24 protein-coding genes are annotated in these 23,500 nt (G+C 42.1%); 21 read left to right on the forward strand and 3 right to left on the reverse strand.

Features of this window, described 5'->3' with window-relative positions; all coding sequences use genetic code 11:
• Positions 1–3: 3 nt before the first annotated feature.
• From tsaB to rnd, 6 genes are all read left to right on the forward strand, one after another.
• Positions 4–705 carry a tRNA (adenosine(37)-N6)-threonylcarbamoyltransferase complex dimerization subunit type 1 TsaB gene (gene tsaB / locus KO511_RS14715; RefSeq protein WP_215988164.1) on the forward strand — a complete coding sequence of 234 codons (702 nt, stop codon included), beginning with the start codon at positions 4–6 and terminating at the stop codon, positions 703–705.
• A 20-nt stretch (positions 706–725) separates the two neighbouring features.
• Positions 726–1,028: a chromosome partitioning protein ParA gene (locus KO511_RS14720; protein WP_215988165.1), complete on the forward strand. Its 303-nt coding sequence runs from the start codon at positions 726–728 to the stop codon at positions 1,026–1,028.
• 19 nt (positions 1,029–1,047) lie between these two features.
• Positions 1,048–1,605 carry a Slp family lipoprotein gene (locus KO511_RS14725; protein WP_215988166.1) on the forward strand — a complete coding sequence of 186 codons (558 nt, stop codon included), beginning with the start codon at positions 1,048–1,050 and terminating at the stop codon, positions 1,603–1,605.
• Positions 1,602–2,459, forward strand: coding sequence for an alpha/beta fold hydrolase (locus KO511_RS14730; RefSeq protein ID WP_215988167.1), 858 nt, complete (start codon positions 1,602–1,604; stop codon positions 2,457–2,459). The genes KO511_RS14725 and KO511_RS14730 overlap by 4 nt, the downstream gene beginning before the upstream one ends.
• A 110-nt stretch (positions 2,460–2,569) precedes the next feature.
• The gene (fadD, locus tag KO511_RS14735) at positions 2,570–4,258 is read left to right on the forward strand and encodes a long-chain-fatty-acid--CoA ligase FadD (RefSeq protein WP_215988168.1); all 1,689 of its coding nucleotides are present in this window, start codon (positions 2,570–2,572) and stop codon (positions 4,256–4,258) included.
• 187 nt (positions 4,259–4,445) lie between these two features.
• A complete protein-coding gene (rnd, locus tag KO511_RS14740) occupies positions 4,446–5,561 on the forward strand; it encodes a ribonuclease D (protein ID WP_215988169.1) in 1,116 nt (371 codons plus the stop codon).
• A gap of 41 nt (positions 5,562–5,602) precedes the next feature.
• On the opposite strand, the gene KO511_RS14745 is transcribed toward rnd, so the two are convergent.
• Both KO511_RS14745 and rne read right to left on the reverse strand, forming a co-directional pair.
• The gene (locus tag KO511_RS14745) at positions 5,603–7,162 is read right to left on the reverse strand and encodes a SulP family inorganic anion transporter (protein WP_215988170.1); all 1,560 of its coding nucleotides are present in this window, start codon (positions 7,160–7,162) and stop codon (positions 5,603–5,605) included.
• A 298-nt stretch (positions 7,163–7,460) separates the two neighbouring features.
• Positions 7,461–10,394, reverse strand: coding sequence for a ribonuclease E (gene rne / locus KO511_RS14750; RefSeq protein ID WP_215988171.1), 2,934 nt, complete (start codon positions 10,392–10,394; stop codon positions 7,461–7,463).
• Between the two features lie 66 nt (positions 10,395–10,460).
• On the opposite strand from rne, the gene KO511_RS14755 reads away from it, so the two are divergent.
• Together KO511_RS14755 and rluC are read left to right on the forward strand one after the other, a co-directional pair.
• A complete protein-coding gene (locus KO511_RS14755) occupies positions 10,461–10,718 on the forward strand; it encodes a hypothetical protein (protein WP_215988172.1) in 258 nt (85 codons plus the stop codon).
• Between the two features lie 239 nt (positions 10,719–10,957).
• Complete coding sequence (rluC, locus tag KO511_RS14760; protein ID WP_215988173.1) at positions 10,958–11,911, forward strand: 23S rRNA pseudouridine(955/2504/2580) synthase RluC; 954 nt, start codon at positions 10,958–10,960, stop codon at positions 11,909–11,911.
• 28 nt (positions 11,912–11,939) lie between these two features.
• On the opposite strand, the gene KO511_RS14765 is transcribed toward rluC, so the two are convergent.
• Entirely contained in the window at positions 11,940–12,521 is a 582-nt protein-coding gene (locus KO511_RS14765; protein WP_215988174.1) for a Maf family protein, read from the reverse strand.
• Positions 12,522–12,673: 152 nt separating this feature from the next.
• Between KO511_RS14765 and yceD the strand changes: the two genes are divergently transcribed.
• The 13 genes from yceD (at position 12,674) to KO511_RS14830 (ending at position 23,237) form a co-directional block, all read left to right on the forward strand.
• A complete protein-coding gene (yceD, locus tag KO511_RS14770) occupies positions 12,674–13,198 on the forward strand; it encodes a 23S rRNA accumulation protein YceD (protein ID WP_215988175.1) in 525 nt (174 codons plus the stop codon).
• Between the two features lie 30 nt (positions 13,199–13,228).
• Positions 13,229–13,399 (forward strand): 50S ribosomal protein L32, encoded by a 171-nt coding sequence (rpmF, locus tag KO511_RS14775; protein ID WP_215988176.1) that lies wholly within the window; start codon positions 13,229–13,231, stop codon positions 13,397–13,399.
• 9 nt (positions 13,400–13,408) lie between these two features.
• Entirely contained in the window at positions 13,409–14,434 is a 1,026-nt protein-coding gene (plsX, locus tag KO511_RS14780; RefSeq protein ID WP_215988177.1) for a phosphate acyltransferase PlsX, read from the forward strand.
• A gap of 5 nt (positions 14,435–14,439) precedes the next feature.
• Positions 14,440–15,390, forward strand: a complete 951-nt coding sequence (locus tag KO511_RS14785) for a beta-ketoacyl-ACP synthase III (RefSeq protein WP_215988178.1) — start codon at positions 14,440–14,442, stop codon at positions 15,388–15,390.
• 124 nt (positions 15,391–15,514) lie between these two features.
• Positions 15,515–16,438: an ACP S-malonyltransferase gene (gene fabD, locus KO511_RS14790; RefSeq protein WP_215988179.1), complete on the forward strand. Its 924-nt coding sequence runs from the start codon at positions 15,515–15,517 to the stop codon at positions 16,436–16,438.
• A 20-nt stretch (positions 16,439–16,458) separates the two neighbouring features.
• Positions 16,459–17,193: a 3-oxoacyl-ACP reductase FabG gene (gene fabG / locus KO511_RS14795; protein ID WP_215988235.1), complete on the forward strand. Its 735-nt coding sequence runs from the start codon at positions 16,459–16,461 to the stop codon at positions 17,191–17,193.
• A 230-nt stretch (positions 17,194–17,423) separates the two neighbouring features.
• Positions 17,424–17,657 carry an acyl carrier protein gene (gene acpP / locus KO511_RS14800; RefSeq protein WP_004406112.1) on the forward strand — a complete coding sequence of 78 codons (234 nt, stop codon included), beginning with the start codon at positions 17,424–17,426 and terminating at the stop codon, positions 17,655–17,657.
• 93 nt (positions 17,658–17,750) lie between these two features.
• Positions 17,751–18,995, forward strand: a complete 1,245-nt coding sequence (gene fabF, locus KO511_RS14805; RefSeq protein WP_215988180.1) for a beta-ketoacyl-ACP synthase II — start codon at positions 17,751–17,753, stop codon at positions 18,993–18,995.
• A 76-nt stretch (positions 18,996–19,071) separates the two neighbouring features.
• Complete coding sequence (gene pabC / locus KO511_RS14810; RefSeq protein WP_215988181.1) at positions 19,072–19,875, forward strand: aminodeoxychorismate lyase; 804 nt, start codon at positions 19,072–19,074, stop codon at positions 19,873–19,875.
• Entirely contained in the window at positions 19,872–20,888 is a 1,017-nt protein-coding gene (gene mltG / locus KO511_RS14815) for an endolytic transglycosylase MltG (protein ID WP_215988182.1), read from the forward strand. Before pabC ends, mltG begins: the two co-directional genes overlap by 4 nt.
• A complete protein-coding gene (gene tmk, locus KO511_RS14820; protein WP_215988183.1) occupies positions 20,885–21,520 on the forward strand; it encodes a dTMP kinase in 636 nt (211 codons plus the stop codon). Before mltG ends, tmk begins: the two co-directional genes overlap by 4 nt.
• Positions 21,517–22,479 carry a DNA polymerase III subunit delta' gene (holB, locus tag KO511_RS14825; RefSeq protein ID WP_215988184.1) on the forward strand — a complete coding sequence of 321 codons (963 nt, stop codon included), beginning with the start codon at positions 21,517–21,519 and terminating at the stop codon, positions 22,477–22,479. The genes tmk and holB overlap by 4 nt, the downstream gene beginning before the upstream one ends.
• Positions 22,470–23,237, forward strand: coding sequence for a TatD family hydrolase (locus KO511_RS14830; protein ID WP_215988185.1), 768 nt, complete (start codon positions 22,470–22,472; stop codon positions 23,235–23,237). The genes holB and KO511_RS14830 overlap by 10 nt, the downstream gene beginning before the upstream one ends.
• The last annotated feature ends 263 nt before the right edge of the window (positions 23,238–23,500 follow it).

Genomic DNA, 23,500 nt, shown 5'->3' on the forward strand with positions numbered 1-23,500 from the left:
CCAATGAGCGCAAAAATCCTTGCATTAGATACTGCAACAGAAAATTGTTCTGTTGCGCTACTTGTTAACGATTGTGTCTATGTCCGCAGACAAGTTGCACCACGCGATCACACCAAAAAAATTCTACCAATGGTGGACGAAGTATTAAAAGAATCAGGTCTTAGGCTAACTGATCTGGATGCTCTTGCATTTGGTCGTGGGCCAGGTAGTTTTACAGGAGTACGTATTGGCATCGGTATTGCACAAGGTTTAGCATTTGGGGCTGAACTCCCGATGATTGGTATTTCCACTTTACAAGCAATGGCGCAAGGTAGTTTTCGTAATATGGGCTCAACCTATGTGGCTTGTGCAATTGACGCTCGAATGAGTGAGGTTTATTGGGGGCGTTTTGCGCGTCAAGAAGATGGCACTTGGTGCTCTGTTGATGAAGAGGTGGTGATTCCACCGTCTATACTAGCTGGTAAAAGCCAAGCAGATAATTTTTCTTGGATGAAAGCTGGAACCGGTTGGGACGCATATTCAGATGCACTAGACAAAGTTCCGTTTGAAGTAACTGAGGGAAATGTACTGTATCCAGACGCTGAAGATATTGCTTTGTTGGCACAGTTTGAGTTTGAAAAGGGTAATATGGTTACTGTTGAAGACTCAAGCCCTGTCTATTTACGTGACAAAGTTGCATGGAAGAAGCTGCCCGGTAGAGAATAAGAGGTGACAAGACGGAGAGTATGGTTTCTATTAATGGATTACCTCCATCAATTCCAGGGCCTAACAAAGCCAATAAAACTGGAAAAAAAGGTGGAGTAAAAAAATCTCAGGACAATCCATCCGTTGGCCAGCCAAGCAAAGTGGCTAACGCGGTGGCGCAATCCATACGTCATGTTCACGAGTCAGATATTCATAAAGCTCAACTGCAGTATGATCTCCCTGAAGGACAAGGAAGAAAAGCACTGCAAGAGTATATGGACGTGATGAATCAATCGAAACGAGAGGAGTTATCTCAACTCTTGGGTGTCGATCTTTATATTTAAATGCGTTGATAAATTAGCTATGAAATCAAAAATTTTAAAATTTTCTACTCTTGCTCTCTTGTTATTAGGGATCTGTGCCTGTAGTGCTCTGCCTGAGAACTTGGTATCTACTAATCCTAACCTACAAACTAGCTATTCAGCTTGGAACTCAACACTTGATGTCACACAGGAACTTCGTTTAGGAGGTGTGATTGCGAGTGTGAAAAACCTTAAAAATAAGACTAGGATCGAAGTGGTTAACTTGCCGATTGATTCAAGCGGTAAACCAGACATAAATCAAGAACCACAAGGACGTTTTGTTGGATATGTCGAAGGTTTTGCTGATCCTATAAAGTTCGCTGAAGGTCGCTTGATTACCTTACTTGGTAATAGTGACAGTCAAGAAGCTGCGACAGTTGGGGACTATAGCTATGATTTTCCGGTGATGAAAGTGAAAAACTATCATTTGTGGAGAATTGAGGAGCGTGTGGTTATCCATAATAACTTTGGTCCCAGTAATTATTCTTGTCGTGGTCTTTATTGTCGAGAAATTATCCGAGGTACTCAGCAAGGAGTGGTTATCCAAGAAGTAAAATGAGATTAAGAGATACTCGATACTCCTTATCTGAAGGTTATTTAACTGCTATTGAATGTGGTTACAGTCATTTAGCAAAAAGCTCAGTGGTTTTTATACATGGGTGGTTGGATAATGCGGCTAGCTTTCAGTCTGTGATGAAAGTATTGCATGATATGGATCCTACTCTTCATCTTTGTGCGATAGATCTTTCAGGGCATGGTAAATCAAGTCATAAGCTAGGTAATAATTTTTACCCATTCCATGATTATATTGATGATATCTATCAAATTTTGTCTGACTTATCGCCAAATAGAGTGGTTTTAGTCGGTCATTCACTTGGTGCTTTGATTGCAAGTTGCTATAGTGCAGCTTTTCCTGAGCAAATTAATGGGTTAGTTGAGATAGAAGGGCGTGGACCTTTGTCGGAAGATAGTAGCCAAACCGTCTCTCGTTTGAGAGAAGGAGTTTTGAGTCGCCAGAGAATTCGTAATAGACCGAGACGAGCATTTTTGTCACAAAAGGATGCCGTTGAAGTTAGATCTAAGATTAATCAAATTGCTGCTGAACTTATCAAACCGATTGTAGTAAGAGGCCTAAAGAAAACGCCACAAGGTTGGCAATGGCATCATGATGAAAAGTTACAAAGCCAGTCTTTGTATCGGATGTCCCACCAACATGCTCAGTCGATCAGACAGCAAATTACGTGCCCTCATTTGGTTATTTTAGGTAATAATGGGTTTCCCTATCTGCAGCAGAAACAGCAAGGCGAGCGACAATTAATTGAAATTGTTACCGTTGAAGGTGGCCATCATTGTCATCTGCAGGCCCCTTCTAGAGTATCTGAACTAATCTTTGCTTTAGTTAACAAAATTTAAACAAGTGTTTGAGCCTTTCGTGCTCGGGCTGTTTGCTTGTGTTGTAATGTTTACTTACTAACACACGGCGTTTCATCGACAACAGCCAGCTTATTTCGAGGAGTGTTATCGTGGATAAACCTTGGTTATCTCGTTATCCTAATGATGTGCCAGAGCACATCAATCCAGAACAATATCCGTCCCTAGTAGAAATGTTTGAACAGTCGGTGCACAAGTTTGCAGATCAGCCCGCTTTTTCCAATATGGGATCGGTAATGACTTTCCGTAAATTGGAAGAGCGTAGCCGAGCCTTTTCTGCCTACCTACAAAATGAACTAAAACTTAAAAAGGGTGACCGAGTTGCTTTGATGATGCCTAATCTCTTGCAATATCCAGTTGCTTTATTTGGTGTGTTGCGCGCTGGTCTCATTGCTGTCAATGTTAACCCGCTCTACACACCACGTGAATTGGAGCATCAGTTAAAGGACTCCGAGGCTAAAGCCATTGTCATTGTGTCAAATTTTGCCAACACTTTGGAACAGGTTGTAGAGAGAACGTTAGTTAAACATGTGGTGCTAACTAGCTTAGGCCAGATGCTTCCACGAGCAAAAGGAACTTTAGTTGATTTTGTTGTGACATATGTGAAAGGTATGGTACCTAAGTATGATTTACCTGGTGCTATCTCAATGCGAAAGGCCTTACACAAAGGGCGCCGCCTCCAATATGTTAAGCCCTTTATGTCTGGAGATGATATTGCATTTTTGCAATATACGGGTGGAACAACTGGAGTTGCGAAAGGCGCGGTTCTGACACATAGCAATATGATCGCCAATATCATGCAAGCTAAAGGTATGTATGGCCCTGTACTTAATGAAGGTAGAGAAATCGTTGTCACCGCCCTTCCTCTTTATCATGTCTTTGCTTTAACGGTAAATTGCTTATTGTTCCTAGAACTTGGGGGTAGTAACCTACTAATTACAAACCCACGAGATATTCCAGGCTTTGTCAAAGAGCTTAAGAAAAATAGCTTTACTGCAGTAACAGGTGTTAATACGTTGTTCAATGCACTACTGAATAATGAAGACTTCAATGAGCTAGACTTTGGTCAACTAAAGCTTGCCGTTGGTGGCGGGATGGCTGTCCAAAGAGCTGTAGCACAACAGTGGAAGAACACGACAGGTGTCCATCTTCTCGAAGGCTACGGACTAACTGAATGTTCTCCTCTGGTAACAGTAAACCCACATGATTTGATGGAATATACTGGTTCAATTGGCTTACCTGTGCCATCAACAGATGTTCGTATTGTTGATGAGCAAGGGAATGAATTGCCCAATACGCAGACAGGAGAACTTCAAGTACGTGGGCCTCAGGTGATGCAAGGGTATTGGCAGCGGCCAGAAGCGACAAAAGAAGTAATGAATGCTGATGGGTGGTTATCAACGGGTGATATAGTCAAGTTTGATGAGCAGGGATTCATCCACATCGTTGATCGCAAGAAAGATATGATTTTAGTCTCAGGCTTTAATGTTTATCCAAATGAAATTGAAGATGTCGTGGCTCTGCATGACAAAGTTTTAGAAGTTGCTGCTATAGGGCAACCTCATGATATATCAGGAGAAGTTGTCAAGATCTTTGTCGTAAAAAGAGATGGTAGTTTGACTAAAGACGAAGTAATTGCCCATTGCCGTAAACATATGACAGGTTATAAGGTACCAAAATTGGTCGAATTTAAAGACGAATTACCGAAAACTAATGTTGGCAAGATATTACGGCGTATTTTACGAGAAGAGAATGATGCAAAACTCGATAAAGTTAGCTAAATTCACCTATAAAGAGAAACCGAAATTTAGCTATTTAGTCTGTAAAATGGCATTGTAGAGAATAAATAGACAGTAGTGATAAAGTGCCGGCTATAACCAGTCGGCATTTTTATTTATAGACTCTAGGGCGTGTTGATGCAGTTAAATATTAATGAAACTATGCCCTAATACTCACAGTGAGAGTGTTGTGAATTACCAAATTATTACCCAATCAGAACAACTAATTACAGTATGCCAGCAGGCAAGAAAAGCTGACTTTGTGATGCTGGATACAGAGTTTGTTAGGACTCGAACGTTTTACCCGTTACTTGGGCTTATTCAGTTATATGATGGTGAGCAACTGTGCTTAATTGATCCGACCGCAATTGATGACATGTCATCTTTTAACGCTCTTTTGCAAGATACATCAGTGCTTAAAGTGCTGCATGCTTGTGGCGAGGATCTAGAAGTATTTAAAAATAGTTTTAATTGTCTACCTCACCCAATGGTGGATACTCAAATAATGGCTGCCTTTTTGGGCCATGGTCTATCGACAGGTTTCGCGGCCTTAGTTGAGTCGTATCTTGGTATTGAGCTAGACAAAAGTGAGTCTCGTACGGATTGGTTAGCGAGGCCACTAACTAATAAGCAGCTTGAGTATGCGGCTGCGGATGTTTTTTATTTGCTGCCGTTATATGAAAAGCTGCTTAATGGTATTAACCAATCAGGCTGGTGGGAAGCAGCACAGCAAGAAAGTGATTTATTGGCAACCAAGCGGATTAAAATCATCGACCCTGAGGCTGTTTATCTTGATGTTAAAGGAGCTTGGCAGCTGAAACCAAAAGAGTTGGCTATTTTGAAACCTCTTGCGGCTTGGCGATACAAAGAAGCAATACGTCGTGATTTGGCTTTGAATTTTATATTCAAAGAAAATGATCTTCTTACCATTGCCAAGTTGGGGCTACAAAGTAAAGAAAGCATGGTGTGCGAAGGGCTAGATAGCCGTTCAGTTGATCGACATAGCACAAGAATCATATCAATCGTTAAATCCGCTCGAATGCAGTCTGGCGAAAACTACCCGAATAAAATTGAACGCTTAATGGATATGCCTAGCTATAAGCAGAAATTTAAGGTTCTCAAAGATGAGGTAAAAAAAGTGTCGCAGTCATCAGGCTTAGCGAGTGAGTTTCTCGCATCTAAAAAACAGTTAAATCAAATGATTAGTTGGGTTTGGAAGAAGGGCAGAGATCCAGCCCAGTTACCTGATGTAATGCAAGGGTGGCGTTTGGAACTGCTAGGCGAAAAACTGAATAAACAGCTCTAAGTGAAAAGAAAAAGGGCTTTCATTTGAAAGCCCTTTTAAAATTAACCTGCTAGAACATCAGTGGCTACTTTATAGCTAGGGTCTTCTTTGATGTTTATTTCAACTAAGCTGCCAGCTTTATCGAGCAATTTACGGCAGTCTGGACTTAAATGACGTAAATGTAGAGTTTTTCCGACAGAGGAATACCTCTCAGCCAGTGTCTCGATGGCTTCGATAGCTGAGTGATCTGTAACTCTCGAATCGGCAAAATCGACAATGATGTCTACTGGGTCATTATGAGCATCAAATAACTCGAGAAAGTTAGCGGTAGAGCCAAAGAAAATTGGTCCGTGGATTTTATACTCTTTTGAGCCCTCGGCATTGATCGTAGTCTCGGTATATATGTGCTTTGCATGTTGCCAAGCGAACATCAGAGCCGATGCGATGACGCCGATTCCCACAGCAATTGCAAGATCGGTTAAAACTGTAACAACGGTCACAAGAACGATGACGAAGAAGTCCTGTTTCGGTACGCGACGTGCCAATTTGAAGGTTGCCCATTCAAAGGTGCCGACAACAACCATGAACATAACTCCCACAAGAGCGGCAAGAGGAATCATTTCGATGAGTGCAGAAGCAAATAAAATGAATATGAGCAGTGCACTTGCAGCAACAATACCAGAAAGACGACCTCTTCCTCCGGAATTGACATTAATCATTGATTGTCCAATCATTGCACAACCACCCATAGCCCCAAATACGGAACAGGTAATGTTCGCCATACCTTGACCGATACACTCTCGATTTGATTGCCCTCGTGTATTAGTCATTTCATCGAGCACTGTCAGTGTCAAGAGAGATTCAATAAGGCCAATAGCCGACAGAATGATAGCGTAAGGCAAAATGATTTGCAGAGTCTCAAGATTTAGTGGAATCATTGGTAACGAAAAAGTAGGCAAAGAACCTGCTAGAGTAGCCTGATCGTTTCCAGACATAGTACGCAGGAAATCAACAACAGTGCGAGTTTCCAAGTCTAAACCAACGACTAAAGCAGTGACGGTCACAATGGCTACAAGTGATGATGGAACTGCAGTGGTAAGCTTGGGTAAAAAGTGAATGATTGCCATTGTTAAAGCGACCAAACCAAGCATTAACATCATTTGATCTTGGGGTAACCAAGTAAGAATACCATTGATATCAGGTGCTTTAAACTGGCCTAGTTGAGCTAAAAAAATGACAATTGCTAAACCATTAACAAACCCAATCATCACTGGGTGTGGCACGATTCGGATAAATTTACCTAATTTAAATATTCCTGCTGTAACTTGAAGAAGGCCAGCCAGCATAATTGCGGCAAATAAGTACTGCACTCCGTGGGAAGCGACCAGTGATACCATGACCACCGCCATTGCACCTGTTGCACCAGAGATCATACCAGGGCGTCCACCAAAAATAGAGGTGACTAGACCAACAATAAAAGCGGCATAGAGTCCAACCATAGGATCGACTCCAGCAACGAATGCAAAAGCAACGGCCTCTGGAACTAATGCTAAAGCAACGGTTAAACCAGATAACACATCATTTTTTACAGAGTGTTTTGAAAATTGAGGGAATTCAAACATGTTTGCTCAGTTATGCTAAATGTTATCCGGATGGTAAGATAACGATAAATTAATAGATAAAAGTATAGGCTCTGACTCAATTTTCATGTAAGTAAATACTAGGAAAGAAGAGAACCTGAAATTAAGTAACAGCTTCAGAGCGGCCAGAAGCATGCTACCTAAAAGTATGATTAAGTTCAATAATGAGTCAGATACTTGATGTTAATGCTGATGATTAGTCAGACTTATAGTCCCGTGAAAAGTATGAAAAGAAAACAGCCCCGTATGGGGGCTGTTTGATCCGACGAGAAATAATCGACTAATAGCTGTGAGGTCTAGTCATGCCAGCACTTGATTTATTGCGAGCAACCTGGCTACCCGCCCCTTTAGGTAAATAACGTGTTTCGCGGAAAGGTGCTGCAATGACAGCAATTTCTTTCATCTCTGTATTCCCAGGTGCTTTTGCCATAGGTGCCGAAGAGTGGCCCTTAAAGGCGGTAGGCACAAAAATATCAGACTGTGATTTATCTTCAGAAGAGTGCAGAACATCTTGTGTTTGTAACGACTCTGGATTCACTTGTGTTGTCGCTTTTGGCTGAATAGGTACTTCGACCGGTGCGTCTAAAGAAAGTGTCTCAGGTTCGACAGTCGTTTCTACTGTAACTGGCTGTTCTGTTTTTTCTTGTTCTGGGACATGAGAGTTAACAATAACTTTGCTCATTGCCATCTCAGGGAACACAACACCACCGAGTACATTGTCCGATTGACTAGATACCGTTTCTTCAATCTGCTTTGGTTGTGGCTTGCTTATACCGTAGCTTGGCATTACCTTACCCATCGCCATCTCTGGAGATGCGACACCACCTTTGCGCAATCTGAAAGGATTAGGGCGTCGATCGCGACCACGGCGTCTGCGTTGACCACTCGCTCTCAGGTGACGTGGTGAGCGACGATTACGGCGTTGTTTAGGCTGTTCTGCTTCGTCATCTGACGCAATTTCAGCCTTCTCTACGGCGGCTTCTTGAGCTGTAGTAGCCTGAATTTGCTTCACTTCTTCAGATGCGGCTGACTGAGCATTTTGGTCTTTGGTTCGTATTTGCTTGGTCAATTTACGTCTTTGACGGCGCTCTTTGACTTTGGCTGTTTTCTCTTCTGTACGTTTAGGTTTATCGTCGTTTTGAGCTTCAGCTGCGAGTTTTAGGCCTTCTTCAGCGACTTTAGTCGTTTTCACATCATCACGTTGCTTATTACGACGTTCTTGCTTTGGCTTACGATTTTGCTGTTTATGTTCAACTGACGAGGTTTTGATATCTGAAGCTAACTCGTCACTGTCACGTAGTGGCTTGTTACGATTATTATCGCGTTTCTCATCTCGGCTGTCTTTACGATTATCGCGGCCATTTCTACGGCGCTGGTCGTTACGATTACGATGATTACGATGGTTACGATTATTGCGCTGCTCATCTTGCTTGGTATCTTGAGCTTGCTCAGAGTCTGATGGCTTCTGCTCTGGTTGAGCACCAAAAAGGAAATTACCAACAGCTTTGAACAATCGAGTAACCAAGCCAGGCTGGTTAGGGTTGGAGCTTGAAGTTGTGCTTCCAGAGACCTTGGGTGATGGCTTAGGTGTTGGTGCCGATTGAGACGGCGCAGCAAAACCTTTGAGCGCTGGTTCTTCAACTTTCTTGGGTTTAGTTTCGGTTTCTACTACATCTCTACCTTCAGCTTCTTTAATCTCATCAAGCTTACTTGGTAGTAAGTATGAGAGAAGATCAAATTCTTCGCCTTCGCGCACACGAATTACATCAAAGTGAGGTGTTTCCATCTCTGAGTTTGGAACTACAGTAATTTTAACTTCTTGAATACGCTCGATGTGATTAACTGAGCGACGTTTTTCGTTAAGAAGGTAAGAAGCTATAGGAACTGGAACAACTGCAAGTACCTGTGTTGTATTGTCTTTAAGAGCTTCCTCTTCGATGAGACGAAGAACGGAAAGGGCTAAAGATTCATTGTCACGAACAACACCTGTGCCAGTACAGCGTGGGCATATGTGATGACTGGCCTCCGCTAAAGACGGACTTAACCGTTGGCGAGACATTTCTAAAAGTCCAAAGCGAGAGATGCGGCCGATTTGGACCCTAGCACGATCGAGTCGTACTGAGTCACGCAGGCGATTTTCTACCTCTCGTTGGTGGCGTACTGGAGTCATATCGATAAAGTCGATAACAACCAAGCCACCTAGATCTCGAAGTCTAAGCTGACGCGCAATTTCTTCTGCAGCTTCAAGATTCGTATTGAGTGCAGTTTCCTCAATATCTCCACCTTTAGTCGCTCTGGCAGAGTTAATATCAATAGATGTTAGCGCTTCTGTTGGGTCGATAACGATAGAACCGCCTGAGGGAAGCCGAACTTCACGTTGAAAAGCGGATTCGATCTGGCTCTCTATTTGATAATGGCTGAACAGAGGAATCTCACCGTCATACTTCTTGACTCGATTAACAAAATCAGGACGAATAAGGCGGATATGCTCCAAGGCACGTTCATGAATGGTATTGCTATCAATCAGGATTTCACCAATATCACGGCGCAGATAGTCACGAATAGCGCGAACAATAACATTGCTTTCTTGGTGAATGAGCAAAGGGGCAGGGTGAGCTTCTGAAGCCTGCTTTATCGCGCCCCAATGGTTGAGCAGGACGTTAAGATCCCATTCCAACTCTTCTGCACTTTTCCCAACACCTGCTGTTCGAACTATTAGTCCCATACCTTGCGGTAGGTCTAGAGTGCTCAAAGCTGCTTTAAGTTGTGTGCGTTCGTCACCCTCTATTCGGCGAGAAATACCACCAGCTCGAGGGTTATTGGGCATCAGAACAAGGTAGCTTCCTGCAAGAGAAATAAAAGTAGTCAGTGCTGCTCCTTTACTTCCACGCTCCTCTTTTTCTACCTGGACGATGACTTCCTGGCCTTCGGATAGGACCTCTTTGATACTAGGCCTACCTTGATATGTATATCCTTCAGGAAAATATTCGCGAGAAATTTCTTTTAGAGGAAGGAAACCGTGCCTGTCTGCTCCGTAGTCAACAAAAGCAGCTTCTAAGCTGGGTTCAACGCGGGTAATACGTCCTTTATAAATATTTGCTTTCTTAGATTCGTGTCCTGGGCTTTCGATATCTAAATCATATAACCGTTGGCCATCAACCAAAGCTACACGCAACTCTTCTTTTTGAGTTGCGTTAATTAACATTCTTTTCATTAATAAATCTCGTTGTCATTCTATGGCTTTTGCTGCCTTTTCGTTTCTTTCAAGGTGCCTGACCCCATGGCTAAATATGTGCAGCCTCACGGCTGGAGGGGTGCTCTAGGGCACGTCAGCCTCACAAGTATTTCCCTTGTGAGCCGCTATAAGGCGGATGATACTCAACATGAAAGCTTTATGAGTAGGGCAACAAGCTTGACTAATTTTCAAAATGTCTTACGCCGTATGCTGCATTTCACTAAACTAGCGGCTACTCAATATATTGCTCAACGATGGTTAGGTTTTAGTAAAATATGGCCTAATCATCCATTGCAGGAGTGAACTATAGCAGTACCCATTAAACTCAGCAATCTGCTTTGCTGTAAAAGGTTAAAAAACCTATTTTATAAATTTTTAACTGATTGTATTGTAAGCACCTATCTATCCTTTAACCTAGTCAATAATTATCTTGATGAATTTTCATGTCTAGCCACTAGTGAAACTCAGTCATTAAGGTGGATTTTATAATTTGTTGTGCAGAAAACGTGAACTTACAAGCATCTCAGTGATAGAATATCAAAATGAGTGAAATTAAAACCCAAGTCCAGTTTATCGACATTGATGACGATATGGCTGGTCAACGTATTGATAATTTTTTACGTAATCAACTGAAAAGCGTCCCTAAGAGCCTAGTTTATAGAATCTTGCGTAAGGGAGAAGTCCGTGTAAACAAAAAACGCATCAAAGCTGAATATAAACTCAAAGCGGGAGATTTGGTTCGTATACCACCCGTAACTGTTGACGAGAAGCAAACAGAGTCTTCAGCGGTTAGTACGAAGCTTAATAAGGTGGCTGAGCTTGAACAAATGATTATTTTCGAAGATGATCATTTGTTAGTACTCAATAAGCCTTCAGGTACTGCGGTTCATGGTGGCAGTGGGTTAAAGTTTGGAGCTATTGAAGCGTTACGTGCATTAAGGCCACAAGCACGTTTTCTTGAATTAGTACACCGTATTGATCGTGATACCTCTGGTATATTGTTAGTTGCTAAAAAGCGGTCAGCCCTTCGTCATCTTCAGGCTCAATTTCGAGCTAAAACTGTGCAAAAGTATTATTTTGCACTCGTAATGGGGCAATGGAAATCCAGTTGTAAGAAAGTAACGGCTCCACTTTTGAAAAATGAAATCAACAGTATTGTGCGCGTTAACCCACAAGGTAAAAGTTCTGAAACACGATTTAGAATTATCGAGAAATTTCCTGAGGCAACGTTGATTCAGGCCAGTCCAATTACTGGCCGTACTCATCAAATCAGAGTTCATACTCAATATACAGGGCATCCAATAGCGAGAGATGATCGCTATGGTGATTATCGATTTGACGTTTATATGGAGAAAGTGGGCCTAGACAGACTATTTCTTCATGCTGCAAATATAAAATTTCAGCATCCAGAAAACGAACAATGGATGGAAATTCATGCACCATTGGAAAATAAGCTTGAGCAGGTATTGTCTGATTTACGTAGGCGCATGAGCTAGAGGCAAAGTCGGCGCAGAAACAGCAGAGTTACAGAATATCTACACCTTGTACCTGCAGCATAGAGATGAGATCGATTAACGGCAGGCCAACAAGAGTATTTGGATCTTTACCCTCTAATTTGTTAAATAAAGCAATCCCTAATCCTTCGCTTTTAAAGCTTCCTGCGCAATCATAGGGTGTTTCTTTATCAACGTAATTTTCTATTTGTGACTGTTTTAGATGACGAAAATGTACATTGAAGGTATCTAAATGGACATGAGTTTGCTTTAGATGATTGTTATAAACAGCGAGACCTGTAAAAAATTGAACTGTTTTTCCATTTTGACGGTTAAGTTGTTCAATGGCTGTTTTGCGATTGAGAGGTTTTCCTATAATATCCCCGTCAATCACACATACTTGGTCACTGCCGATAATAAGACTAGGTTGCTCGACAATACAAGACTCTGCTTTAGTTTTCGCTAGTCGTTTGACTAAAAGCTCAGGACTTTCGTTTTTTAGAGGAGTTTCGTCGCATTGCGGAGAAGCAGTGGTGAAAGGTACTGAAAGTTTAGACAGTAAATACTGCCTATATTTAGATGTAGAGGCTAAAACAAGTTGGTAATGTGTCATATTTTTTGATTACAATTGATTTTATTCGGATGCAAAAGAGTAAATCATATTTGGCTCTCCGTCGTTGATGATTTGATAGTAATGAAAAAAACCATAACTTTTTGTCCTTTTTCTTTGACTAAAATTGAATAGGAAGATAGAATTCGCGCCCTATGCAAAAGGTAAAAATACCGCGAACAGTTGATCCGGCACGAGCGGCACAAAAACGATTAGACTATGATGGTTACATTCAGGTCAGCCTTTTTAAACGTTTGTTCGAATCAGTTGAAGGCGTAAAACGCGACGCTCAGGTGTTGTTGTCATTTGAGTTAGATGAGCAGCGACTCGTTGTTATCTCTGGTAAAGCTAACATCGAAGTTGATTTAGAGTGTCAACGCTGTAATGAAACTTTCGCACACCAATGCGAAATTGAATTCACTTATACTCCCTATCGTGGTGAAGAAAGTGAAGAAAATGCGCCGGAAGAGTACGATTTGGTAGATCTTAACGAGTACGGTGAAGTTGACTTAATACAGTTAGTTGAAGACGAGTTCATTCTAAACTTGCCTCAAATTGCAAAACACAGTGAAGCGGATTGTAGCGTTCAATCAAACAATTTGGTATTTGGTGAAATTCCAGAAGAACTTGTGGAAGAAAAGCCGAATCCATTCGATGTTTTAAAAAACTTAAAGAATTAATTCTTAAGAGTTAACATAGGAGTAGGGTCAATGGCCGTACAAAAGAGCAAAAAATCACGTTCTAAGCGTGGCATGCGTCGTTCTCACGATGCTCTAACTACAGCCGCACTATCTGTAGATGCGACTTCAGGTGAAACACACCTGCGCCACAATGTAACTGCTGAAGGTTACTACCGTGGCAAAAAGGTTATCAATAAGTAAGGTTGACCTTTGCCGAATCTAACCGTTGCACTTGATGCAATGGGCGGGGATCTCGGTCCTCGCGTTACAGTGCCTGCCGCCGTGCAGGCACTGTCGCATTTCCCAGAGCTAAAAGTGATTCTTACAGGTGATCAAACAGTGATCACTACTTTATTATCTTCGCTTGGTTATCAACCTCATTCCCGCTTGGTCGTTCAGCATAGTGACCGAGTCATTTCTGATTCAGAAAAACCCTCTTTAGCGTTAAGACATAGCGATGGCACTTCAATGGCATTGGCTATTGACGCTGTGGCGAAAGGAGAGGCCGATGCATGTGTTAGTGGTGGGAATACAGGTGCGCTGATGGCCTTATCGCGGTTTAAGCTTAAATTACTGCCCGGTATTGAGCGCCCCGCATTAATATCGGCACTTCCCACAGCTTCGGGCTCACAAACTTGGATGCTAGACCTTGGCGCTAATGTTTCTAGTGATGCAGATTCGTTGTTTCAGTTTGCTGTGATGGGAAGTGCTTTAGCTGAACAATATCTGCAGTCCCCCCCCCGTGTAGCGATTCTCAACATAGGTGCAGAAGAAATTAAAGGCAATGACTTGGTTAAGCGTTGCGCTGAGATGCTATCTAAAACTAACTCAGTTAATTTTGTTGGCTATATTGAAGGTAACCAATTACTCTCTGATGTCGCTGATGTTGTCGTTTGTGATGGTTTTGTGGGAAATGTTTGCCTTAAGGCATGTGAAGGCACTGCGCAGATATTTATCGACAAGCTGAGGTCGAGTATGATGTCTACATCTATAAAGGGTTGGGTTGCAAGAAAATTATTTTCTGGATTATTTAATGACCTAAAAACACTGAACCCCGACCAGTATAACGGGGCAAGTTTGCTAGGATTGCGCGGCATTGTGATAAAAAGCCACGGAAGTGCTGATGTAGATGCTCTTGTCAATGCGATTGGCGAGGCATTACACGAGGTCAAACGACAGGTACCAAGCCGTATTAGCGATCGTTTGGAAGCGGTTTTACTCGAGAGGCATTATTAGTCTTCATGTATAGCAAAATTTTAGGTACTGGCAGCTACCTGCCATCTCAAGTGCGTTCAAATGCAGATTTAGAGAAAATGGTAGACACAAGTGATGAATGGATCGTAGCTCGTACTGGAATACGAGAGAGACGCATCGCTGCTGAGAATGAAACTGTTGCAGACATGGGAGCCATTGCTGCGCGCAATGCCATTGAAATGGCGGGAGTTGGAATCGATGATATTGACCTTATTATTGTCGCAACGACCAGTGGTAGCCATGCATTTCCATCTTCAGCTTGTCAGGTTCAGGCTAAGTTAGGGCGCTCTACATGCCCTGCTTTTGATATTGCTGCGGCTTGTTCTGGTTTTATTTACGCTTTATCTGTAGCCGATCAACATATCAAAACGGGTATGTGTAGAAATGTTTTGGTCATCGGTTCTGATACTTTGTCCAAAACATGTGATTCAACTGATCGCTCAACAATTATTTTGTTTGGAGATGGTGCTGGGGCTGTGGTAATGGGCGCTAGTAAAGATCCTGGTATTATATCAACCCATATATATTCAGATGGCCGTTTTGGTGATTTATTAAGTCTTGAAGCACCAGAGCGAGGTAAAGATGCCAATAAATGGCTGCATATGGCAGGTAATGAAGTATTTAAAGTTGCAGTCACACAGCTTTCAAATCTTGTAAAAGATACGCTTAAGGCCAACGGTATGCACAAATCTGAGCTAGACTGGCTGGTGCCTCACCAAGCGAATTACCGTATCATATCAGCGACAGCCAAAAAGTTATCTATGTCTCTTGAGCAAGTTGTGATAACGCTTGATAAACATGGGAATACCTCTGCGGCGACGGTTCCGACTGCGTTGGATGAAGCAGTACGTGACGGGCGTATCCAGCGAGGTCAAACCCTTTTGCTTGAAGCCTTCGGTGGGGGGTTTACTTGGGGTTCTGCGCTAGTTAAATTCTAGACTATCGTAAGCTTTCTAAATGTTTGATGTCTAGAGCCTATTTTCTTGCTGAATCAAATAGCACGATGATGGCCTCTAGAAATAGGCATCGTTTGTTTATTATTTTATTTTTAAGGTAAATAAAATGAGCAATTTTGCTATCGTATTTCCAGGCCAAGGTTCACAAGCCGTTGGTATGCTTGCAGAGCTTGGCCAACACTATGATGTGGTAAAAAACACTTATGCAGAAGCGTCTGAGGCTTTGGGTTACGATCTTTGGGCACTAGTCCAAGATGGTCCTGCTGAAGATTTAAATCAGACTTCTCGTACTCAACCGGCTTTACTTGCTTCGTCAGTGGCAATTTGGCGGATTTGGCAAGAGCTTGGCTTAGAGCAACCAAAGAATATCGCAGGCCATAGTCTTGGTGAATACTCTGCTTTAGTATGTGCTGGTGTTATTGATTTTAAGCAAGCTATTAAGTTGGTCGAATTACGCGGTCAATTAATGCAGCAAGCTGTTCCTGCTGGCACTGGTGCTATGTTCGCAATTATTGGTCTTGATGATCAATCTATTGCCGATGCATGTGAGGCAGCTGCGCAGGGTGACATCGTTTCCCCAGTAAACTATAACTCGCCTGGGCAAGTTGTTATCGCCGGTAGCAAAGAGGCGGTTGAACGTGCAGGAGTATTTTGTAAAGAAGCAGGTGCGAAGCGAGTATTACCACTACCAGTATCTGTCCCTTCTCATTGCGCTCTCATGAAACCAGCAGCGGACAAATTAGCGGCTGCACTAGAAGGTATTGATTTTAATGTACCACAAATACCAGTAATCAATAATGTTGATGTTATTGCAGAAACTGATCCCGCCAAAATTAAAAATGCGCTAGTGCGACAGCTGTTCAGCCCTGTCCGTTGGACTGAAAGTGTTCAGCTGATGAGCGATCAAGGTGCGGATAAGTTATTTGAACTTGGTCCAGGCAAGGTTCTAACCGGTCTAACAAAGCGTATTGTTAAGTCACTTAGCGGCGCTGCCGTTAATGATGTAGCATCGCTTGAAGCTGCTAAGTAATATTGAGGAAAATACATATGATGAATCTTGAAGGCCAAGTCGCTTTAGTGACAGGTGCTAGCCGTGGTATCGGTCGTGCTATTGCTGAACTTCTAGCAGAAAGGGGCGCAACAGTCGTTGGTACCGCTACATCTGAAAGTGGTGCTGCAGCAATCAGTGATTACTTAGGTGAAAAAGGTAAGGGCTTAGCTCTAAACGTGACAGATATCGAATCAATTGAAGCAACTCTGAAAAAAATTAACGATGAGTTTGGAACAATCGATATTTTGGTGAACAATGCAGGTATTACGCGTGATAACTTACTTATGCGCATGAAAGATGATGAATGGAATGACATCATCGATACTAACCTGACTCCAATCTACCGCATGTCTAAAGCAGTTCTTCGTGGTATGATGAAGAAGCGCTCAGGCCGTATTATTAATATTGGCTCTGTTGTTGGTACTATGGGTAACGCAGGGCAAGCTAATTATGCTGCTGCTAAAGCGGGTGTGATTGGTTTTACTAAGTCTATGGCACGTGAAGTCGCTTCTCGTGGCGTAACAATAAATACTGTCGCTCCTGGTTTTATTGAAACCGATATGACTAAGATGTTAAATGAAGATCAAAGGGCTGCAACTTTGTCTAATGTTCCTTCAGGTCGTCTTGGTGACCCGCGTGAAATTGCTTCAGCGGTAGTGTTTCTTGCTTCACCAGAAGCTGCGTACATTACGGGCGAAACTTTGCACGTTAATGGTGGCATGTATATGGTTTGATGCTAAGTTGAACAAAATAGGCATTTGATGTTACAAAATAGCCTATAGTTTGTGATGACCAGCGTCTATGTGCACAAGAATTGTGCATGATATAAGTCAAAAATGTATTGAATTTCGGTAAAAATCGCTAAATTTGTGGTTTGACCAGCAAGTACCCTCTTGCAACTTTCAATAGTTCGAATAAACTACGGAACCATCGCATTAAGCGAAATCTGTAAAGGAAAAGAAAAATGAGCAACATCGAAGAACGCGTAAAGAAAATCATTGTTGAACAGCTAGGTGTAGATGAAGCAGAAGTAAAAAATGAAGCTTCATTTGTTGACGATCTAGGTGCTGATTCTCTAGACACTGTTGAACTAGTAATGGCTCTAGAAGAAGAATTTGACACTGAGATTCCAGACGAAGAAGCTGAGAAGATCACCACTGTTCAAGCTGCAATCGACTACGTAAACAGCGCTCAGTAATATCTCTCCCAGGCGGCCTTCTGGCCGCCTGTGTTCTTTTTAACTCTTCTATACCTTTTCATAGAATCACATCAATTCCGGAGAATAAAAATCGTGTCCAAGCGTCGTGTTGTTGTCACTGGCATGGGTATGTTGTCACCGGTCGGCAACACTGTAGAATCATCCTGGAAGGCCCTGCTAGAAGGTCAAAGCGGTATCGTAAATATCGAGCACTTTGACTCAGAAAACTTTTCGACCCGTTTTGCGGGCTTAGTAAAGGATTTTGACTGCACTGAATACATGTCAAAAAAAGATGCTCGTAAAATGGATTTGTTTATCCAATACGGCATTGCTGCTGGCATCCAAGCTATTGATGACTCAGGCTTAGAAATTAACCACGAAAACGCTGCGCGCGTTGGTGTGGCTATTGGCTCTGGCATTGGTGGACTTGACCTTATCGAAACGGGCCATACGGCTTTGGTCGAAAAGGGACCACGAAAAGTAAGCCCTTTCTTTGTCCCATCAACCATTGTTAATATGGTAGCGGGAAACCTATCGATCATGCGTGGCTTACGTGGCCCTAATATCGCTATTTCTACAGCCTGTACTACGGGTTTGCATAATATTGGCCATGCCGCTCGTATGATTGCCTATGGTGATGCGGATGCTATGGTAGCCGGTGGTGCTGAAAAAGCTTCTACTCCACTGGGTATGGCTGGTTTTGGCGCAGCTAAAGCATTATCTACTCGTAATGATGAGCCTCAAAAAGCTTCTCGACCTTGGGATAAAGAACGTGATGGTTTTGTTCTAGGTGATGGAGCAGGCGTTATTGTCCTTGAAGAATATGAGCACGCTAAAGCACGTGGTGCCAAAATATATGCCGAACTTGTCGGTTTTGGCATGTCGGGCGATGCTTACCATATGACCTCCCCGAGCGAAGATGGTTCTGGTGGTGCTTTAGCGATGGAAGCGGCAATGCGTGATGCAGGGATTACTGGTTCGCAAGTCGGTTATGTTAACGCTCATGGTACTTCTACTCCAGCAGGTGACGTTGCGGAAGCTAAGGGTATTCGACGTGCTCTAGGACAAGAGGGTTGCAAGCAGGTTAAGGTTTCTTCTACTAAGTCCATGACAGGTCACCTTTTAGGTGCAGCAGGTTCTGTGGAAGCTATCGTTACTATTATGGCTCTTATTGATCAGATGGTACCACCTACTATCAACTTAGATAATTGTGAAGACGGGCTAGAAGATATCGATCTCGTCCCGCATATTTCAAAATCAATGGACTCAGAGTATGCTATCTGTAACTCATTTGGTTTTGGTGGAACAAATGGTTCTTTGGTTTTCAAAAAAATCTAAAGAGTCTCTGAAAGATCTGTGATAAAACGGCTTAATGCATTGGCATTAGGCCGTTTCTTTATATACAGGTGAAACTATGTACTGGGTTAATGGACAAGCTACAGATATGATCTCGTTGCGTGACCGCTCTTTTCAATATGGAGATGGTTGCTTCACAACTATGTTGGTTAAAAACAACCAGGTTCAGCATTGGGATAAACACAAGGAAAGGATGCAGTCCTGCCTCGAACTACTTGGAATTACACCACCCAGCTGGCAACAAGTGGAGAGTTGGTTGAGTAAAGCAATTATTGCTGATGCTAAGTCCGGCCTTAAGCTTCATATCAGTCGTGGTGAAGGTGGGCGTGGATATAGCCCGAATCAAGTTATATCACCCAGTATTACCATAAATGCCTTTAATTACCCAGTGCATTATGAGCGATGGCTTATCAAAGGTATTCGCCTAGGTATATGCAGTTTACGCCTTGGTTTAAATCCTTTACTTGCCGGCCATAAGCATAATAACCGACTTGAACAGGTATTACTGAAAGCTGAAATGGACAAAGAAGGTCTTCCGGATGGTGTTGTTCTCGATATTAACGATAATGTCATTGAAACCACATCAGCCAATATTTTTTGGGTTAAGGAAGATGTTATCTATACACCAGACCTTTCTAATGCTGGTGTAAAGGGCGTCATGCAGCGTGTCATAATTGACTTTGCGGCTAAGAATAAAATTGATGTTAAGACAGGGCAATACGCACTTGAAGAGTTATTTAATGCAGATGAAGTCTTTGTTTCCAACTCGCTGCTTGGCGTCGCACAAGTAGATTTTATTGGTAAGCAAGCCTATGACAAAGGGCCAATCACAAAACAAATTCAGGAGATGGTTAACTCGTGATTAGAAAAGTCACCGCTTTATTGGTATGTGTTGGACTGTTGGCCATTGCTAGCTATGTATACATTGGTCAGAAAATGGAACTGTTCATCAACCAGACTCTAGCATTAAAGCAAGAAAGAATTTACACCGTCAATCCTGGGGAAAGTTTTAACAGAGTTCTATCGAGTTTGTCGCAGGACCAATTGATTTTAACGAGCAAACTTAATAGCCTAGTCCATAGATTTTATCCCGAAATGGTCGAAGTTAAAGCGGGCACCTACCTTCTAATACCAGGGATGACATTAAAGCAAGCTCTAGAACTGTTCAAAACGGGTAGAGAACATCAGTTTTCTATCACTTTTGTTGAAGGTTCTACCTTTTCGGAATGGCGTGAATTATTACAGCAATCACCACACCTTGAACATGAAATCGATGATTTAAGTGAGGCTGAGATTGCAACGCAAATAGGTGTGAAAAAGAACAAGCTGGAAGGCCTATTACTGGCAGAAACTTACCATTACACTGTGGGCACGACCGACCTCGATATATTGCAGCGTGCAGCAAATCAGCTGCAACAAGTACTTGAGGAACAGTGGGCTGAGAATGACAAAAAACTGCCGCTTAATTCGCCTTATGAAGCATTGATTTTAGCATCTATCATCGAGAAAGAAACTGCGGTGGACTCAGAGCGACAGCGCGTGGCAGCCGTATTTATCAACCGACTCAACAAACGTATGCGATTGCAAACTGATCCAACAGTCATTTATGGAATGGGAAATAAATATGACGGTAATATTCGCAAGAAAGATCTTCGAACACCAACGCCGTACAACACCTATACTATTTTTGGCTTGCCGCCGACACCAATTGCTATGCCTGGAGAAGCGTCAATTGAAGCCGCTCTAAACCCTGAAGATAGTCGCTACCTTTATTTTGTAGCTAGTGGTGACGGTGGACATGTTTTTTCAAAAACCTTAGCCGAACATAATCGAGCAGTTCGAGCTTATTTAAAAAAGTTAAGAAGTAGGAAATGAACAAAGCGAAATTTATCGTTATAGAAGGCCTGGAAGGTGCAGGGAAAAGTACTGCGATTAAAGCGATACTTGAGGCTCTTGAGAATGCTGGAGTGAAGAGCATTCAAAATACCCGTGAACCTGGTGGTACGGCTTTGGCAGAGCAGCTACGTACTTTGGTTAAGCAAGAGCATGAAGGTGAAGAGCTGCAAGATATGACGGAGCTTTTACTTATGTATGCTGCTCGTGTTCAGTTAGTCGAGAACGTGATTAAACCAGCTTTAGCGTCAGGCCGTTGGGTTGTTGGTGATCGGCATGATATGTCTTCCCAAGCGTACCAAGGTGGTGGACGTGAGCTTTCACAAAAGTCGTTACTAGAGCTTAAACGAACCACGCTAGGTGATTTTAAACCCGATTTAACGATATATCTTGATATTGATCCTCAAGTCGGCCTTGCACGAGCGAGAGGAAGAGGAGAGTTAGATCGTATCGAGAAGATGGATATGAGTTTTTTTGAACGGACAAGAAAACGCTATCTAGAATTAGCGGCTAACGATAACGATGTTATTATTATTGATGCCGAACAGAGCATTAGTGCTGTTGCAAACGATATACAAAGTAAATTAAGTCAATGGTTAGAGCTACAGTCATGACATTGAACTACCCATGGCTAGCCAATATTTGGAGCAAATGGCAGTTTGGTCTCGAGCATGGCACTTTTTCAAGTGCGACTCTACTAATCTCTGAGCCAGGTTTAGGTACCGAGCAGCTGGTCAACTTATTTAGTAGTGCGGTTATGTGTGGCAATTATGCTAGTGAGGCATGTGGTGTGTGTCATAGTTGCCAATTAATGCAAGCGCGTAATCATCCTGATTTTCATTTGGTGAAACCTGAAAAAGAAGGTAAAACAATCACTGTTGAACAAATTCGAACCTGCAATCGCTTAGCTCATGAATCATCGCAATTGTCTGGAAAGCGTTTGTTTATAATTGACCCCGTTGAGTCTATGACGGAATCTGCGGCTAATGCCTTACTAAAAACCCTTGAAGAATCTACAAAAACGTGTGTATTCCTTCTTATTACCTATAAATGTCATCAAGTCTTGCCGACTGTGATGAGTCGATGTCAAAGATGGCAGGTACCCAAACCTTCTTCGCAAGTAATGCTCGAGTGGTTAAGCAAAGAAGTGTCTTCTACACTCCCTTCTTTCGTTGCACACATTAACGACAATGCACCGTTGGCCACCCTGTCTTTTCTTGAAAGAGAGCAGGGAGATAAATATCATCAAATCGAGAGAGAATTTTTTGATTGTATAAAACTTAACGGTGATATTACCAGTTTGGCAAAACTACTTTCGAGTTCACATGAAGAGTACCTAAAATGGGTTTGGTATTTACTTACTGATGCACAAAAAGTGTATTTTGGTCTGGATGAGGCTTATTTTACTCCTGGTGCTAAAGTGTTGGCTGGTTGTTTAAGCTATGAAAAACTGTATCAACAATCAGACAGTCTGAGTCGATTAACGGAGCAGTTAAAAGAGTACACAGGACTAAATAGTGAGCTGCTGATTCTAAATTGGTTAACCAAATTTAATGAGGAAGTATGTTCGTAGATTCACACTGTCATCTTGATAAACTAGACTATGAAAACTTACACTCGGGCGTTGCGGATGTAATAGAAAAGGCGAAAGCCTCAAATGTCACCGAAATACTTTCGGTTGGTGTTACTCTAGACTCTTTTCCGGATATGATGGCGTTAATTGAACCTTTCGATAATGTATATGCCTCCTGTGGTGTTCACCCCCTTGATGTTGAAAGTGAATTTTCTTTAGAGCGCCTTTATGAATACGCATCTCATTCTAGAGTTATCGCAATTGGTGAGACAGGGCTAGACTATCATTATCAACCTGAAACCAAAATGTTACAAACGTTGCGGTTCGAGCAACATGTTGAACTGGCGGTTAAGTTAAATAAGCCTCTGATCATTCACACGAGGCAAGCAAGGAAAGATACTTTAAATATTTTGCGTTCAGGGAGCGCAGAAAAATGTCGAGGTGTAATTCATTGCTTTACAGAAGATTTAGACTTTGCTCTAGCAGCATTGGATCTCGGCTTTTATATCTCCATATCTGGTATTGTTACTTTTAAACAGGCTACAGACCTGAAAGAAGTAGTTAAAGCACTTCCATTGGAACGTTTGTTAATTGAGACAGACTCACCTTATTTAGCTCCTGTGCCGCACCGAGGAAAACAAAACCAGCCTGCATATGTTGCCGATGTCGCTTCCTATATTGCCAAGTTGAAGGGGCTTTCTTTATCTGAAGTTGGTTTTAAAACCAGCAATAATTTCAAGGATCTTTTTTTTAGATGAAAATAAAGATCTGAGCAATAAAAGTCATAAGTTTTAATGTTTTATGCTCTGGATCATCACTTGTTGATTAATTAATCTATTATACTAATGATGTTGAGCTAGCAGTATTGATTCTGTTGCAATGTAAATTTTCTTAATAAAATAACTATGGGCGTTATTTTATTTTCCCTGTAAAATTAATATTATCATTACTTAAGATCTTATAATTCAATAGGATAAGGCCATATTTGTGATGAACACTTTGATTTTAGACTGTGATCTAT

Source organism: Vibrio hepatarius (assembly GCF_018860525.1).
Classification (GTDB): domain Bacteria; phylum Pseudomonadota; class Gammaproteobacteria; order Enterobacterales; family Vibrionaceae; genus Vibrio; species Vibrio hepatarius_B.

Bases quoted from the DNA above. Each gene is read 5' to 3' on its own strand.
- KO511_RS14755 (WP_215988172.1), top strand. From the start codon at position 10,461: ATGGCTAAATATGTGCAGCCTCACGGCTGGAGGGGTGCTCTAGGGCAC.
- KO511_RS14785 (WP_215988178.1), top strand. From the start codon at position 14,440: ATGTATAGCAAAATTTTAGGTACTGGCAGCTACCTGCCATCTCAAGTG.
- KO511_RS14725 (WP_215988166.1), top strand. From the start codon at position 1,048: ATGAAATCAAAAATTTTAAAATTTTCTACTCTTGCTCTCTTGTTATTA.
- fabG (WP_215988235.1), top strand. From the start codon at position 16,459: ATGAATCTTGAAGGCCAAGTCGCTTTAGTGACAGGTGCTAGCCGTGGT.
- tmk (WP_215988183.1), top strand. From the start codon at position 20,885: ATGAACAAAGCGAAATTTATCGTTATAGAAGGCCTGGAAGGTGCAGGG.
- holB (WP_215988184.1), top strand. From the start codon at position 21,517: ATGACATTGAACTACCCATGGCTAGCCAATATTTGGAGCAAATGGCAG.
- KO511_RS14830 (WP_215988185.1), top strand. From the start codon at position 22,470: ATGTTCGTAGATTCACACTGTCATCTTGATAAACTAGACTATGAAAAC.
- KO511_RS14745 (WP_215988170.1), bottom strand. From the start codon at position 7,162: ATGTTTGAATTCCCTCAATTTTCAAAACACTCTGTAAAAAATGATGTG.
- KO511_RS14730 (WP_215988167.1), top strand. From the start codon at position 1,602: ATGAGATTAAGAGATACTCGATACTCCTTATCTGAAGGTTATTTAACT.
- KO511_RS14720 (WP_215988165.1), top strand. From the start codon at position 726: ATGGTTTCTATTAATGGATTACCTCCATCAATTCCAGGGCCTAACAAA.
- acpP (WP_004406112.1), top strand. From the start codon at position 17,424: ATGAGCAACATCGAAGAACGCGTAAAGAAAATCATTGTTGAACAGCTA.
- tsaB (WP_215988164.1), top strand. From the start codon at position 4: ATGAGCGCAAAAATCCTTGCATTAGATACTGCAACAGAAAATTGTTCT.
- yceD (WP_215988175.1), top strand. From the start codon at position 12,674: ATGCAAAAGGTAAAAATACCGCGAACAGTTGATCCGGCACGAGCGGCA.
- pabC (WP_215988181.1), top strand. From the start codon at position 19,072: ATGTACTGGGTTAATGGACAAGCTACAGATATGATCTCGTTGCGTGAC.
- rne (WP_215988171.1), bottom strand. From the start codon at position 10,394: ATGAAAAGAATGTTAATTAACGCAACTCAAAAAGAAGAGTTGCGTGTA.
- fabD (WP_215988179.1), top strand. From the start codon at position 15,515: ATGAGCAATTTTGCTATCGTATTTCCAGGCCAAGGTTCACAAGCCGTT.
- KO511_RS14765 (WP_215988174.1), bottom strand. From the start codon at position 12,521: ATGACACATTACCAACTTGTTTTAGCCTCTACATCTAAATATAGGCAG.
- rpmF (WP_215988176.1), top strand. From the start codon at position 13,229: ATGGCCGTACAAAAGAGCAAAAAATCACGTTCTAAGCGTGGCATGCGT.
- rluC (WP_215988173.1), top strand. From the start codon at position 10,958: ATGAGTGAAATTAAAACCCAAGTCCAGTTTATCGACATTGATGACGAT.